At 53.6% G+C, this 15,332-nt stretch carries 13 protein-coding genes; 5 read left to right on the top strand and 8 right to left on the bottom strand.

Features of this window, described 5'->3' with window-relative positions:
* The first annotated feature begins 66 nt into the window (after nucleotides 1–66).
* The gene (locus tag ACYVHB_RS02340) at nucleotides 67–1,866 is read left to right on the top strand and encodes an IPT/TIG domain-containing protein (protein ID WP_461049242.1); all 1,800 of its coding nucleotides are present in this window, start codon (nucleotides 67–69) and stop codon (nucleotides 1,864–1,866) included.
* 103 nt (nucleotides 1,867–1,969) lie between these two features.
* Here the strand turns inward: ACYVHB_RS02340 and ACYVHB_RS02335 are convergent, their stop codons facing one another.
* On the bottom strand, nucleotides 1,970–2,914 hold the full coding sequence (locus tag ACYVHB_RS02335; RefSeq protein ID WP_461049241.1) for an NAD(P)-dependent oxidoreductase: 945 nt from the start codon (nucleotides 2,912–2,914) through the stop codon (nucleotides 1,970–1,972).
* Between the two features lie 166 nt (nucleotides 2,915–3,080).
* Between ACYVHB_RS02335 and pdxA the strand changes: the two genes are divergently transcribed.
* From pdxA to ACYVHB_RS02320, 3 genes are all read left to right on the top strand, one after another.
* On the top strand, nucleotides 3,081–4,703 hold the full coding sequence (gene pdxA / locus ACYVHB_RS02330) for a 4-hydroxythreonine-4-phosphate dehydrogenase PdxA (protein ID WP_461049239.1): 1,623 nt from the start codon (nucleotides 3,081–3,083) through the stop codon (nucleotides 4,701–4,703).
* Between the two features lie 111 nt (nucleotides 4,704–4,814).
* Nucleotides 4,815–5,702: a YicC/YloC family endoribonuclease gene (locus ACYVHB_RS02325; RefSeq protein ID WP_461049237.1), complete on the top strand. Its 888-nt coding sequence runs from the start codon at nucleotides 4,815–4,817 to the stop codon at nucleotides 5,700–5,702.
* A 79-nt stretch (nucleotides 5,703–5,781) separates the two neighbouring features.
* Nucleotides 5,782–6,417 (top strand): DNA-3-methyladenine glycosylase, encoded by a 636-nt coding sequence (locus tag ACYVHB_RS02320; RefSeq protein ID WP_461049235.1) that lies wholly within the window; start codon nucleotides 5,782–5,784, stop codon nucleotides 6,415–6,417.
* A gap of 72 nt (nucleotides 6,418–6,489) precedes the next feature.
* Here the strand turns inward: ACYVHB_RS02320 and ACYVHB_RS02315 are convergent, their stop codons facing one another.
* The 5 genes from ACYVHB_RS02315 to ACYVHB_RS02295 form a co-directional block, all read right to left on the bottom strand.
* The gene (locus ACYVHB_RS02315; RefSeq protein ID WP_461049233.1) at nucleotides 6,490–7,239 is read right to left on the bottom strand and encodes a DUF5694 domain-containing protein; all 750 of its coding nucleotides are present in this window, start codon (nucleotides 7,237–7,239) and stop codon (nucleotides 6,490–6,492) included.
* Between the two features lie 149 nt (nucleotides 7,240–7,388).
* Nucleotides 7,389–8,720: an MFS transporter gene (locus ACYVHB_RS02310; RefSeq protein ID WP_461049232.1), complete on the bottom strand. Its 1,332-nt coding sequence runs from the start codon at nucleotides 8,718–8,720 to the stop codon at nucleotides 7,389–7,391.
* A gap of 123 nt (nucleotides 8,721–8,843) precedes the next feature.
* Entirely contained in the window at nucleotides 8,844–9,629 is a 786-nt protein-coding gene (locus ACYVHB_RS02305) for an SDR family NAD(P)-dependent oxidoreductase (protein WP_461049230.1), read from the bottom strand.
* 29 nt (nucleotides 9,630–9,658) lie between these two features.
* The gene (locus ACYVHB_RS02300; protein WP_461049228.1) at nucleotides 9,659–10,717 is read right to left on the bottom strand and encodes a sugar phosphate isomerase/epimerase family protein; all 1,059 of its coding nucleotides are present in this window, start codon (nucleotides 10,715–10,717) and stop codon (nucleotides 9,659–9,661) included.
* A gap of 65 nt (nucleotides 10,718–10,782) precedes the next feature.
* Complete coding sequence (locus ACYVHB_RS02295) at nucleotides 10,783–13,359, bottom strand: DUF7133 domain-containing protein (protein ID WP_461049226.1); 2,577 nt, start codon at nucleotides 13,357–13,359, stop codon at nucleotides 10,783–10,785.
* Between the two features lie 193 nt (nucleotides 13,360–13,552).
* Between ACYVHB_RS02295 and ACYVHB_RS02290 the strand changes: the two genes are divergently transcribed.
* Complete coding sequence (locus ACYVHB_RS02290; protein ID WP_461049224.1) at nucleotides 13,553–14,326, top strand: SDR family NAD(P)-dependent oxidoreductase; 774 nt, start codon at nucleotides 13,553–13,555, stop codon at nucleotides 14,324–14,326.
* A gap of 15 nt (nucleotides 14,327–14,341) precedes the next feature.
* Here ACYVHB_RS02290 and ACYVHB_RS02285 read toward each other — a convergent pair whose 3' ends face one another.
* Nucleotides 14,342–14,530: a hypothetical protein gene (locus ACYVHB_RS02285; RefSeq protein ID WP_461049222.1), complete on the bottom strand. Its 189-nt coding sequence runs from the start codon at nucleotides 14,528–14,530 to the stop codon at nucleotides 14,342–14,344.
* Between the two features lie 73 nt (nucleotides 14,531–14,603).
* Entirely contained in the window at nucleotides 14,604–15,047 is a 444-nt protein-coding gene (locus tag ACYVHB_RS02280) for a cold-shock protein (protein ID WP_461049221.1), read from the bottom strand.
* Nucleotides 15,048–15,332 lie beyond the last annotated feature (285 nt).

Raw genomic sequence — 15,332 nt, 5'->3', positions numbered from 1 at the left:
TTTTTGGACGCTGAAAATGGCTAATTTTACCAGGCTTTACCAGGTCAGTGCCCGCCTTTGCCGTTTATGAAACCACGTTTGTCGCTTCTCGTTTCGCTCCTGTTCCTACTTATTGTACTGAGTTGCCGCATTCAAAACAATCCACCTGAATTAACCGGCCTGACGCCAAATAAGGCGTTCGTCGGTCAGGAAATTGGCCTGACGGGCTACCAGTTTGGCCCCGATCCAGTCGTCACGGTCGGCATTGGCGCAACGGCGGTAACGGCGGCCATTAAAACGAAAGATGACAATTCGATTCAGGCCGTCGTACCACTCATTGCGCCCGGCAAGATGATTCCGATCCGGGTTAGTAACGACGAAGGCACCTCCGATCCGCTGTTTCTGGATGTTCAGCAACCCGCGCCTACCCTCTCCGACATTACACCCGGCAACGGCCTGCCCGGCACGGCGGTCGTGCTGACGGGCAGCTACCTGAACCAGCTTAAACAAATCCGTTTCGGCGACGCCGTCGCGGTGGTTCGGGACAGTTCGGATCAGAAACTAACCGTTTTAGTGCCCGCTAACCTGCCGCGCGGCCCGCTCATGATTACGGTTGAAACCGTAGGCGGAATTATGTCGGGCAGCTTCATTGTGGCTGGTACACCCCAGATTACCGGCGTTTCGCCCAAAGTGACCCGACCCGGTAGCGAGATTATTATTCAGGGAATCAACCTGACGGACGGCGTCGTGCGCATCAACGACCAGCAGATGGACCGCAGCCGAACGACGATCAAAGATACGGAGATCAGGACAATTATTCCCCAGTTTGCTCAATCAGGCCGCATTACCGTCACCGTTTTCGAGAGGCTGATTGCCACCAGCGCCGATTCGGTGCAGATTGTGCAGCCGCCGTTCATCACGAATCTTGGTGCACAGGATGCCATCGCGGGTGAAAAACTGCCCGTGTTTGGCCGTAACCTGCTCGACGTGTCGGCGGTGTCGCTTGGCAACGTTTTGGTTCCGTTTCGTATTCTGAGCAGCACCCAAATCGAAGCAACCGTCCCGGCATTGCCTACGTCAGGGGCGGTGGCGGTTTCGGTCAGCGGGGTCGGTGGTAGCCACACGGCAACGGACCCACTGTTTTTTTTCCTGATGCCCAGCAATATCACCGTCAACCCAACACGCCAAGGACGCAGCAAGCCCATCAGTATTTCGGGTCAAAATCTGTACCGTATTACCGACGTACGCATCAACGGCCAGTCGGTTCCGGTTACAGAGCGGGTTGAGGGATCTCAGTTGTTCGTAAATATACCGGCCGATGGCACCAGTGGACCTGTTACCATTGTTAACCGGGCCGGTTCGGCTCAGTCGGCCCCGTTGGTGGTGGTTCAGAAACCCGTTGTTACCGATATTATACCGGCGAAAGCCAAGCCCGGTGACCGAATCGTACTGCGGGGTGATTTTCTGCTTAATGCCCAGGTATTTTTTACCGGAACCACAACGACAGCCGCCGAGGCTGGCAAGAACGAGGACCCCGAACGGTGGGTGCTGGTGCCCAATGGCGCACAAACCGGGCCACTGCGCATTGTCAATAGTGCGGGCGAAACAGCCACAGGTTCAGTTACGGTGCTGCGGCTGGTGTCGGGCATTGACTTTTCGCCGAAAACGGCTAAAGTGGGCGATATGATCGTGCTGACGGGCCAGAATCTGACGTCGGTGCAGGAAATTCGCTTTGGCAATGGTACGTCGCCGGGCGGCAAATTTCTCATTGACGGCGCAGGTCAGTTCGTCGTGACGGTACCGACCGGGGCCACCACCGGTCAGATTTGCCTGACCAACGAAGCCGGAACTGCCTGCACGAGTGCGAATTTGACAGTGACGAAATAGAGCTTTTAAGTTTGTAGTTCGTGGTTTGTAGTTGGCTAACGCTTGTGGCTTTGCCGGTCCGCCGGTGCGGTTCCCCCGCACCTACAAATCACGAACTACAAACTTAAAAACTCAACTCTTTCAATTGCCTCACCAGCACCTCATTGATTCGAATGTAGCTTTCGTGGGTCCAGCCCGCCACGTGGGGCGTCAGCACGATCCGGTCCGACTGGCGCAGGAAATCGAAGGTGGTTTGCTGGTCAGGGGTCAGTTTACTTAATTTCTCGTTTTCGAGTACGTCAAGGGCAGCTCCACGGACCTTACCCGTTTGGATGGCCTCACACAGGTCGGCAAGTGACACAATCTCGCCCCGTGCAATATTGAGCAGGTAAAACGGTTTGCTCATTCGACCGATAAAGTCAGCATTAATCATCATCCGCGTTTCTTCCGTTAGTGGCACGTGCAGGCTAATCACATCGGCTTCGGCAATGATTTTCGCCATTGTCGCTTCCTGAGCGGAGTTGTCGCCGTAGTTGGTTAAGAACTTATCGTAGGTCAGTACCCGGCATCCAAAACCACTGAGCCGCCGGGCCGTAGCGCGGCCATTGTTGCCGTAGCCAATAATGCCCACCGTCAAGCTTCCCAGTTCATACCCCCGGTTGCCCTCACGGTCCCAAACACCCCGGCGTACCTCCCGGTCAGCCTTCACACTATTTGTCAGCAGCGCCAGCAACAGGCCAACGGTGTGTTCGGCTACGGCGTCGCGATTTCCTTCGCCCGCGTGGAAAACCCGGATACCGAATTGTTGAGCCGTGTCAAGATCAATCAGGTCCAGCCCCGCCCCAGCCCGGCCGATGAAACGCAGATTTGACGCCCGGCCGAGCAGTTCCGCGTCGACGGTTGTTTTACTGCGAATAACCAGGCCGACAAACGGGGCAATCTGTTCAATCAGCTCCGTTCTGGTGATTTTGGGCTGGTATTCATACGTAAAACCGGCTTCGCGGAGCAGGTCGAAAAGTGACGGGTGCATCTCGTCGGCAATGAGAATGGCGGGCGGAGTCTGGGACATCTGTGGTGTTTTCGTAACTTGCGGGTCGTAATGAATAATGTAAAATGGTTAATGTATAATGCATCCAGCATTCTTAGTAGAGAAGGGCGAAGACTTACCCGGATGCCCATTAAACATTTTACATTCTGCATTTTACATTCATTACCGGCGAAACTAACAAAAGTACATGGAACAACGCCAACCCGACGAATCGAACGAACCCCGTACCAATCCGTCACCTGAGCAACTGTCTGACAGCCAGCCCACCAATACGCAATTATCGGCTGAACAACTACCGACTGAAGATCGGGATGCCGCCCAGCGGGATGCCGCCCAGCGGGATGCCGCCCAGCCAAACCCCGATCAACGAAACGACCGCCAGCAAAACAGCCGTGCCAACGGCGGACCACGCGATGGCGGACCACGTAATGACCGGTCCCGCGACGGCGGACCGCGCGACGGCGGACCAGCACAAAAGGGGCAGAACCAACGGGATGCTGCTCCTCGTGGAGACGCTCAGCGGGACCGGGGCCAGCGGGATGCTGCCCCCCGTAATGAAGGCAATTCCAATACACGCGACCGTACAACCGATGGCCGTGAGCGCGGCCGAAGCGACAGCTCGGAAAACCGCACTCGTGACGACCGGTCCGGCCGTGGCTCCGCACAGCAACGTCCGGCAATCCGGCCCTCCGATGCAGGCCCCGACAGTGTGGATGACTTCCGCGATGCTGATGGTCCCGACAACCAGACGACCGACTCACAGGGACGCGATGAGCGGCTGGTGATCGGCATCTCGCTCGGTGACTACAACGGTATCGGGCCGGAGGTGATCCTGAAAGCGCTGCAGTACAATCGCTTACAAAAACTGTGTACACCCGTCATTTACGGCTCGATGCGCATTCTGAACCGGTACCGGAACCTGCTCGATCTGAAAGACTGGAACCTCAATGGGGCACCAACCGTCGGGCAAATCAGCCACAAACTGACCAACGTCATCACGTGCTGGCCCGACCAGAGCCAGGACATCCAGCCGGGGCAAGTGACACCCGAAGCCGGGCAAGCCGCGCTGGCCTGCTTGCAGCGGGCAGTCGATGACCTGAAAGACGGCAAATTGGATGCGCTCGTCACGGCTCCTATCAATAAGTACAATATCCAGTCGGAAGAATTTCAGTTTCCGGGTCATACCGAATACTTAGCGCAGCAGTTTGGCATCACGGACAACCTCATGTTCATGGTCAGCGACATTCTGCGCGTCGGGGTCGTAACGGGTCACGTACCGCTGGGGCGCGTCCGTCAGAACGTCACCCGCGAACGCATCGCGCAGAAGCTGGCGCTGATGATGCAGTCCCTGAAGCAGGATTTCGGTATTGAGAAACCCAAAATTGCGGTGTTGGGTCTCAACCCCCACGCCGGTGAAGAGGGGCTGCTGGGCAACGAAGAGCAGGACATCATCAAGCCCCTGCTGACTGACTTACGCAACAAAGGTCAGTTGGTGTTTGGCCCCTACCCCGCCGACGGGTTCTTTGGCACCCGGAATTACAAAAATTTCGACGCCGTGCTGGCCATGTATCACGATCAAGGCCTGATTCCATTTAAAGCCATTGCGTTTGAAGAAGGCGTCAATTTCACGGCGGGGATGCCCGTTGTGCGCACCTCGCCCGATCACGGAACGGCCTACGACATTGCGGGCAAAGACCTCGCCGACGAATCGTCCATGCTTCAGGCTATTTACACCGCCATCGACGTAGCCCGTCAACGGAAGGAGTTTATGGAACTGGAAGCGGGAGCACTTAAAAGAGTCAGCAAGTAAGCCAGTTGGTCAGTCAATCAGTGGCTGACGCACGAGAACACGACGGCGGGCCGCCGGTGCGGTCAGCCACTAACTGACTGACCAACATACCGACTAATCATCTCCATAACTATGTTAAAATCAATGACCGGCTTCGGCAACGCAACGGTAGAAGCGGACGGTCTGGCCGTAACGGCCGAAGTAAAAACACTGAACTCTAAGTTCTTAGATATTTACTGCCGAACGCCCCGGCAGTTTTCCGATAAAGAAATCGAACTCCGCGCCTTGCTGACACATAAGTTGGAGCGCGGCAAAGTCGAACTGTCGCTTAACCTCGCCCGGACTAATGCCGTGCGACCCGGCACGACTATCAATCGCCCGCTGGTGGCGGCCTACGTCAACGACCTGAAAGAAACTGCCAACAGTATGCTGATGTCGTTTTCGGACAGCGATGTACTACAATTAGCGCTGCAACAGCCCAATGCCTACCTGACCGAGTCGCCCGATTCGTCCGCCGACGCGTCGGACTGGGTTACGGTTCAGGCGGCCGTGACGGAAGCCATCCGTCGGTGCGACGAGTTCCGGCGTCAGGACGGAGCTGTGCTGGAGAGTAAGTTTCAGGAGTATATTCAGATCATTACCGACCGGCTAACCGACATTGAAGCGCAGGATGTCCGGCGGATTCCGGCCGTGCGCGACCGGATGCGCAACTCGGTGAAAGAGCTTTTGGACAGCGAAACTTTCGACCAGAACCGCTTCGAACAGGAGTTGATGTACTACGTCGAGAAGTTCGATATTTCGGAAGAGAAAGTACGGCTAAAGAACCACCTCAGCTACTTTCTGGAGGTGCTGGCCACGGAGGAAGCCAACGGCAAAAAGCTAAACTTCATCTCGCAGGAAATTGGCCGCGAGATCAACACCATAGGCTCTAAAGCCAACGACGCGGCCATTCAGCGGTTTGTGGTGCAGATGAAAGACGAGTTAGAGAAAATTAAGGAGCAGACGATGAACGTGATTTAATTCTGGGTTCCAACCCTGAAGGGGTGGGCTGATACAAACCGCTCCTTCATTAGACGCTGTTTTACAGACTGAATCTGTTATGCAAAAACTCCCCCTCGACTTCTACCAGCAACATGACACGCTCACCCTCGCCCAACTTCTGCTCGGCTGCGAACTCGTGCATGAGTCAGCGGAGGGGACAACGGCGGGGATTATCGTAGAGACGGAGGGCTACATCACCGGCGACCCGGCCTGCCACGCGTACCGGCGCGAAACCAAACGCAATGCGGCCATGTTCGGCCCGGCCGGAACGCTCTACGTCTACCAGATTTATAACCACTACAACTGTGTGAACGTCGTGATGGGGCCGGAGGGAATTGGAGAAGCGGTGCTGATTCGTGCCCTCGAACCTACGGAAGGCACTAAAATGATGGAAGTTCGACGCAACGAAGCCTTTAAAACGGGCTTTGAACGCTACCGTAACAACACCATTGATGCCCAAACGCCCGATGGGTTAAAGAATCTCGCTAATGGCCCCGGCAAGTTGGTGATCGCACTGGGCATCAGCCGGACGGAACACAATTTCTCGTCACTGACAACGGGTGCTGTTTCTATTCGCGGGCCAGTGCTTCACGACTTCGAGATGATGACGACAACGCGCATTGGTATCAAATTCGGTGCTGATTTGCCGTATCGGTATTATGTGAGGGGAAACCGGTTCATAAGTCGAAAATAATGGGAAGACAGAATGAGCCTGCGTCAATACGTGAATTCAAGCAGATTTAGTAAATTGCAAAAAGAGTAATTTTTATTTAATAACCTCTGCGAAGGAAGTTAATTTAATCTGCGGATTTCCCTCAAACATATGGCGTAATGCTTCCGTGTGTCCAGTTCCGTAGATGATCATAACCCGCTGGTCTGAGATGGTTATACTACTTATAATATTCGAGTAAATCTGTAGATTACGAGTCATGTTGAGATTAGCACTGGTAACGCCGTAATCATAAGCGTTTTTATCCATCAACATTATATTATTTGCGTAGTAATATTTCTTCTGAATTTCCGGCGAATTAAGCATCAATAAAGCTTCTTTAACAGGTAGTTTAGCAACTACATCATTTATCTTTTTAATCTCGGCGATCACCAATCTTGCGTTGTCAGTATACATAGCGTTAAGGTTTGATTCTAACGCTCCATACTGCTTAATGATGGCTTTCCCATAGTCTACGTATAGGTTATCAAACGCGGAATTGTTAGTTGAATCAAATAACTGCCAATCTACGCACACGACCATCTTTGGTAATTTTAACCGTTGAGCCAGTTTAGTGCCAAGTTGGTAAGATTCACTGCTTACCATAACGTCGTTGGATAATAGGCCCTTCTCGCTCAGGACGTATAAGCTATCCCAATACGTTTGTCTGGAAGGAGCACTTTCAATAAATATTTTCGTGGGACGGTACTTCTGTAACAGATCGAGTAATTCGTTTATTTCTTTTTGGCGCTTAGGGAGCAACATGTTGTCCGAGTCAACCTTAATAGCATCGCTGGTTCCTGCCATATGGTACGATCCCACCAAAAGGACCTCAGTTTTTGATTGAGCGGCACAATTGAACGTCATCCCCACGGTGAGAGACAACAGCAATAGGAATAGTCTGTTTTTCACCTGAAATTTCGTTAAGAGTAAATAATGTTGTAGTGCTACGCCTGCTAAGAAATCAACCGTTCTTGTTTTCCATCAACACGGACAGCGGCTCGCTCTATTTTGCCGACCAGAAAAATGTAAGAACAGGCCCCCAGTAAGGCTATTGCGCCGATGAAGACCAGCGCCGGTTTGAAATCACCGTCCTGAACCAGAATTCCGATACCGATTGGGACAACGATGGACGCCAGATTGCCCATAAAGTTGAATATCCCACCAGTTAGTCCGATCAGGTGCTTCGGGGATAAGAGCGATACGAAAACCCAGGTAATAAGCGACATACCAGCGCCGAAAAAGGCCAGCGACATAAATAGAATAATGAGGGTCGGGTCGTCCGTATAATTAGCGCCGACAATGCTTACCGACAACAGCAGCCCGGCGATAATGGGCGTTTTTCTCGCCATGCTCACTGACTTTCCCTGTTTAACCAGCCGGTCAGAAAAGTAACCCGACAGCAACACACCAACAGCAGCCGCCAAGAAAGGCACGGAGGTCGCCCACAGGCTGGATTTGATAAAAATCAATCCCCGGTATTGCACCAAGTAGCTTGGGAACCAGGTCAGAAAAAAGTAAAGCGTGGCATTAACGGCAAACTGCCCGATGTAGACGCCCCACAACGTCCGGCTGGCCAGTACCTGCTTAAGATTATCCCAGTGCCACAGCGAAAGCTGACCGGCTTCGGATTTCCGGCCTTTGGGCGAACCGCCCCCGGTTTCGATATAGTCCAGTTCAGCCGCATTTACCCCTGAATGTGCAAGGGGATCGCGGTAAAAAAAGTACCAGACCACTCCCCAAACTATACCCACCAGGCCAGTAGTGACAAACAATCCCTGCCAGCCTAAGTGCGTCTGAATAATGAACAAAACCGGAGTCAGCAGGCCCAGACCAATGAACTGACCGGATACATAGATGCTAATGGCAAACGCCCGTTCGTGGTCGGGAAACCAACTGGTAACAATCCGGTTGTTGATGGGGTACGAAGGCGCTTCAAACGCACCCGTCGCCAAACGCAGCGCAAACAGTTGGGCAAATCCCCTGGCAAATCCCTGAAACAAGGTAGCGAATGACCAGGCAATCAAACAGATACCGTACAGAATACGAGGCCCAACGCGGTCGGCGAGCAGCCCCCCCGGAATTTGTAAAAAGGCATACGTCCAGCCAAAAGCCGAGAAAATCAGCCCCAGCTCGACCGACGACAAGCCTAAATCTTTGCTAAGTGTGGCACCGGCAACCGACATATTACTGCGGTCTAAGTAGTTGATAACCACATTGACGAATACCAGCGCTAACATGCCGTAGCGTGCACGGGTGGGTTTGACGCTGCCAATTGACTGTTCCATTGAAAGGTTTAGGGTTTGGGAGTTTAGTGTATGGGTTTGTAGTTCTTGAGTTTGTAGTTGGCTGACGTGTGCGTGTTTTTACCGGTCCACGTGTGATGCGCCAGCTAACAACAAACTCAAGAACTACTTTGCCGTCCAGCCGCCGTCGACCGTGAGCATTGAGCCGACCATATAGCTGGCGGCATCGCTGGCCAAGAAAATGGCAGCTCCCTGAATCTCGCGCAGGTGTCCCCAGCGCCCCAGCGCCGTGGCACCAACTACAAATTTCTTACCCTCTTCGGTATCGGCAATGGGCACGTTCATGTCTGTTAGAAACGGCCCCGGACAAATGGCGTTGACGTTGATATTAAACGGGGCCAGTTCCAGCGCCAGCGCGCGGGTCATCTGAACAACGGCTCCTTTACTGGCCGTATACGGCGTCCGGTTGGCTAAGCCGACTAAACCAAGAGTACTGGCTAAATTAATAATCTTACCGCTCTTCGCCTGTTTCATAGATGGCGTTACGGCCCTACAGCAAAGCCAGGTGCCGTGCACATTCACCTCCATCACCTTGCGAAAATCGTCCGGTGTCAGCTCATCTATGGCTCCCCGGATGTTGATGCCAGCGCTGTTGATCAGAATGTCGATTCGCCCAAACCGGGCCAGGGCCTCATTAACCATCGCTTCGGTCTGGGCCGGGTCGCTGATGTCGGCGGGAAACGAGATGGCCTGAACGCCGAAATCGCGGCTCAGTTCTTCGGCGGCTTGAGCGCCTTCGTCAGCATTGCGGTTAACGAGCATCAAACGGGCACCCGCCGAAGCCAGTCCGGCGGCCATCGCTAAACCCAGCCCTTTGGAGCCTCCCGTGATGATGGCGGCTTTGCCACTCAAATTAAACTGGTTGATTCCCGGAAGTAGCTCTTTGCTCATTCGTGCGTACTGACAATCGGCGTGTGGGTCTATTTAAGTCCTAACGTGGCCTGACTATACGTTAAGCAGGCGCGAATATTTTTTTCTTCGGCCGCCAGCCGATCTTCGGCGCTCAACTGAGAAACCCTCGGCAGCGCGATTGCCGATTTCTGCTGCTTAACGGTGCGGAGCATTCGGGCCAGTTCGGCACCGGGTACGCTCCCAAACGTAGCCCAGTAATCCGTTTTCAGACAGGGAATTTCCAGCGGATCACGGGTAATCATCTCCAGATTGAACGTAACCGCCGGGTTGTGTTTCCGGCACAGCGCAACCATAGCGGGCAGGTCCAGCATCCCTTTCCCCAACGGCACCTCCGACAGCAGAAACCCATCCGCGTACTCTTCGACACCCATGTCTTTCACGTGCGTACTGAACACGTACGGAGCCAGGGTTTGAACCACTGCCATGGGGTCTTCGACAAGGGCGATGTTGTTGCCAAAATCGAGCGTTACGCCTACCCACTCGCTGCTGAGTTGTTTCAGCATTTGAGCCAGTTCGGGTGCCCGCCAGTCTTTATGATTCTCGACTCCCAGTTTAACTTTATGCTTCCTGAGGACAGGCTCGGCTAATTTCAGCGAAGTCATTGCCGTTGTCTTCATCTCATTGAAGGCTTCGGACGAGTGCAAATTCTCGTAACGCCGTCCGCTCGAACAAACCGTCCGCAGCACTTGCGCTCCGGCTTCTTTCGACCGGATAACGGTCTGCTGGAAGACCGCAACATCATCCGGTTTTTTGGGTAAACTAATGGACCCTTCCAGATACAGTCCCAACTTCTCCCGCTTGTCGCGCACGTTTTTGGCGAAGTCGGCCGTCCAGCCGTTAACGACTACCTGCGCACCACCCGCATTAATCTGGTGGCAGTGATCGAGCAAATCGAGCGCCGTTGCGAAGCTGGGATAACTGACACTGGCGGTCTTTGAATTCCAGCGATTACCGTAGGAATGAACCACCACACCCATCCGCGATTCGTTGGCAAATCCTGCCATATCAGGCATCGCAAAGGCCAAAGCTCCAGCGGTAGCCCGCTGTATAAATGCACGTCTGTCCATTCGGTTTATGGGTGTAAGTGTCTCTGTGTTTGGTATTTTAGGTTTAGCCGGTCCGCGCAGACCCGTCACTTGCCCCCAGGCTCTTCTTTGGATTCGAGAACGTATTTGTTGAGTTCTTTAGCTGTCCAGGGTATTACCCGCCCCTGCGACGTGATGCGGGTCATCCCCACAACGCGTTTGCCGACGGGGCCGGCCTGATTGCCCCATTCATTGCGGATGTACGTCAGGATAGCGGTAATCGAAGCGTCGTCCATCGTTGAGTGAGCGGGCATAACGGGCAGTATGTCCGGAGCGTTGTAGACCTTGCCCGCCACGTCTACAGGTCCCTCCATGCCGTGCAGGAGAATCAGCGCCAGCCGCTTGCCATCTCCTAACACCCAGTCGGAGCCAATCAGGGGCGGAGCGAACCGGGCCATGCCCGCGCCATCAGTACCGTGGCAACCCGAACAGGTGCTCAGGTAAAGTTGTCGGCCCGAGGCAAACAGTTTCTGGTCGGCTTCGCTCAATGGGGTGGTTTTGAGCGAACTGGCCTGACCAGCGTCCTGTCCTTGTGCAGCCCGGCCCGGCCAGTTGAATAGGGATGTTAGTCCCGCCAGGCGTGATGCGTCGATGGTGCCGTTTGCCGAGGTCAGGATGCGGGGTGCCGACGCGAGTTCAACCGGCTTTTGTTTTCCCGTGCTTCCACCCATCGACATCCCGGTGAGCACCGCCTTTTCGGCCCAGCCTAACGTACCTTTTTGCGTGTCCAGCCTCGTCAGTAGCGCCGTTAATTCAGCCGGATTTCGTTTGTGAACGATGGCGGTAGTCAGCATCTCAACGAAAATCTCCTTGGCTGGCTCCCGCGTTTGCCAATACGGTTTCTGCCACAGTCCCTGTAAAAGGGCAAACTCTTCGTCCTGCAAACTACTCAGAACGGCATCACGAATCAACGGGGAGCTACCGTGCCGTTCCACAATGTCAGCCAGCAGGGCTTGTGAACTGACCGGGTCAAGAACCTGAGCCGTCAGGGCCATTTGAAGGATTTGGTCAATGGGCGCTTGCTTCACGTCATTCAGCAATTGCTTCCCCAGTCTCATCCTGACGACTTTGTCCGCTTTGGCGAACGGTTCCAACAGGCGGATAGCCGCCGTTCGGACGAGTGAGTTTTGGTCCGATAGTGCACGATAAAGAACGTCCGGCTGGCTCCACTTCAGCCCATCCAGCGTCCACAGGGCATGGAACCGACCCAAAGAACTTTCTCCCGTGAGCACTACTTCCGTTAGGGCCTGGCGCGTCGCTTTATCGTTTCGCTCGATCAGCAGCCGCTGGGCCATATCGCGGTGCCAGCCGTCCGGGTGCGATAAACCGCGAACCAGTTCATTAGCCGATGCACTGGAGAGTTTGGCCGGTTTGGACGCCCGCCAGTTTTGGGGAACAACGCGCCAGATGCGGCCCCGGTTAATGGGCTGAACCAGCTTACGGGCCAGCGTTTGCTCCTTCAGGTAGGGCGTTACGTAGGCCGCGTGCTGCACCATACCCCGGTACATATCGGCCACGTAAAGCCCCCCATCGGGACCCGTCGCCAGATGCACCGGCCGGAATCGTTCGTCCGTTGAGGCCAGAAATTCCCGGCCGGGATGGGGGTCCCGTGCCGTCAGCAGGGCTTCGTTTTCGGCCACTACATTGCGTTTGACTAAGTTGCCGGCCGGTTCGCAGACAAAAATATTACCAGCATAATCAGCAGGCAGGGCCGTTGCCCGATAAACCAGTGGCGAACAGGCAGCCGTGAACTCCAGCAGGCGACCCTCTTTATCTAATGTACCCGGTATGTAGCCCCGGTTAACGGCCGGATTGGGCCGAATGGGGTAAATTCGCCGGTCAATGGTTAGCCCATGGTCAATACCCGTGGTTGGTTTGTGGTGTTTGTTACGGGACAGGTAATTGGGCGGAACCAGGTCGGCGTGGAGCTGCGACCAGTTGTAATTGTACACTAAGCGGCCTTTGTCGTCGTGGCTGATGCCCCATTGCCCGCGAAACTCCGTGCTGTCGCGTTGCCAGGTGCCGTCTACCAACCGGTAGCGAAAGCGCGACTTGGCGTTGTAATACCAGTTGTCCATACTCCGCCACAGTCCGTTTCCGGCGTGTTCGGGCAAGGCATTACCGGCATAGTCTTTGTCGATCAGGACTTTAGTATCCGCTTTGAGGTCGCCGTTCGTGTCTTTGGTTAGCCACAACGCGCCGTTTTCGGCAATTAACGCACCACCCGGCACCAGCGCCAGCGCCCTCGGCATAATCAAGCTATCAATGTAAACGGTGCTGACGTCCATCTGCCCGTCGCCATTGCGGTCTTCCAGCACCGACACCCGACCGACCGGCTTGTTTTCGCCTTCGCCGTCAATCGTCGGCATGAATCCCCGCATCTCAACCACCCAAAGCCGACCATCTTCATCAAACGTAATGACGACCGGATCCTGAACCATCGGCTCAGCAGCAACGAGCTGAACGGTCAAGCCCGGTTCAACCTGGAAGGTGGTCAATTCTTCGGCTGGTGTTCGCACGGGCGAGGGGCCATCGTCCAGCGAATTACTGACGTTAACCCGGGAGCCTACTAAGCTCAACAAGCCAACGCCCAGCAGGCAGATGTAATAAGCAGGCTTAATCATACGATACGAGCGGCTTTACTGGATTGAATTAATCACGGGTTGATTACAGCCTAACTATCCAGTAGTACCCATCTGGGTAAAGCCCGGCGGGTTTGGCAAATACTCCTGATAAGTAGGTAAAAATTATAATAATTACAAGATATAATAACGATTTGTTCACCTTTGGATGGATAAAGATTGCATGACTCCACCAATGGAACACGCTAATTTCAGGGCAAACCGATTCATAAATCAGGCAGCAATTATTACGGGTGGGGCTGATGGTATTGGAAAAGGCATTGCCGGACGACTCGCTTCCGAGGGCGCTGCGGTGGCCCTGTTCGACATCAACGGCGTGCTGTTGCAACAGACCGTGACTGAATTTACCCGGCAGGGGCACAACGCAACAGGCTACGTGGTGGACATTGCAGAGGAGGACGCGGTGGAAGAAGCCGTCCGAACGGTGGTAGAATCAGCGGGCCGGTTAGACATTATGGTTAACTCGGCCGGTATTATCGGCCCGAGCAGTACCAAAATAACCGACTACGCCGTGACCGACTACGATGCCGTGTACCGAACCAATCTGCGGGGCGCTTTCCTGATGACTAAGTGGGCGATTAAGGCCATGGAGACCAATGGCTACGGACGAATTCTGCACTTGGCTTCCATTGCGGGCAAAGAAGGAAACCCCTTCATGGCCGGTTACTCGTCGATGAAGGCGGGCGTTATCGGCTTGGTGAAAGGGGTTGGCAAAGAATATGCCGAGACGGGAATCACGGTCAATGGGCTGGCACCGGCGGTTATTAGAACGGCAATGAACGAACACACCGCTCCTGAACAATTAGCGTACATGACAGCCAAAATTCCCATGAAGCGCTTAGGTACGATTGAGGAAGTGGCCGCCCTTGCCGCCTGGATTGTGTCGGAGGAATCGAGTTTCACAACGGGATTCATTTTCGATCTGTCGGGCGGCCGGGCTACCTATTGATTACTTCGTGACCAACTACCGGCTGTCCTTTTTTCGGCGGATGGACGTCCGGGCAGCTACTTCGGACTGAAATTTAATTTTCAACTGCCGATCAAGTTCTTTATCACGGGGCACATAAATACTGGTTTTACCATCCCAAAATTTAAGCATCCAGTACACGTTATCTGTTGTTGGAGGAATTGATGTATAAACGGGTTTTGTCATGATTGGGGTAATAAAATGAAAACTATGAATGAAATGCTCAACGGAAGACGGCGTTTGTGGGTGAGCCAGTGTCTTACACGAGTTTCTTAACGTCAATCGCGTTGGCCCCTTTAGGCGTCATGGTGGTAGAAAAGGTCACCTTATCCTGTTCATTAATTGGATCAATCAGAGCGTTAATATGCACAAAAACGCTTTCCTGACTTTGCAAATCTCTGATAAAACCGTACCCCTTCGAGGTATTGAAGAAGGTCACGATTCCCTGACGAATTACGTCCTCAACGGGGCCACTCTCGTGTTTAGTAGCGCCAAGCTGAATGTCCTCTTCGTTGATTTGTTTCTTTTTTCTGGGGTCGGGGGGAACAGACGAAATGTTGCCATTTTCGTCTACATAAGCCAGCATCTGGTCAAGGGGTTGCCCTTTTTGAGCGTTTGCTTTGCGGTCTTCTTTTTTTTCCTCTTTATCCTTTCTTTTCTTTTGCCTTAATTTCTCTTTTTCCTTCTTACTGTACGTTTCCATAGTTTGTATTTAGTCTCGTGGGCGTATCGGGCGGATGAGCGCACAATTTTAGTTCGAGAATGATGCCCGATTCTGATTGGATGTCCTGATTATGAATACCAATAAATCATCTCTCCATATATTGAACCATAGGTAACCGAAATAAGTTGTTCGTTGCCCATTTATTGCCGCAAACTTCCCGATTTATCCATTACAAAAGCAGAAACGCATACCGGAAAGCATCGCATACGTCTCTATATACTGTACCAACTCATTAATCGACCCGATTCCAGGCAGGGGGTGAAC

The sequence above is a fragment of the Spirosoma arcticum genome (genome assembly GCF_054779955.1).
This window is presented reverse-complemented; position numbering and strand designations above follow the sequence as displayed.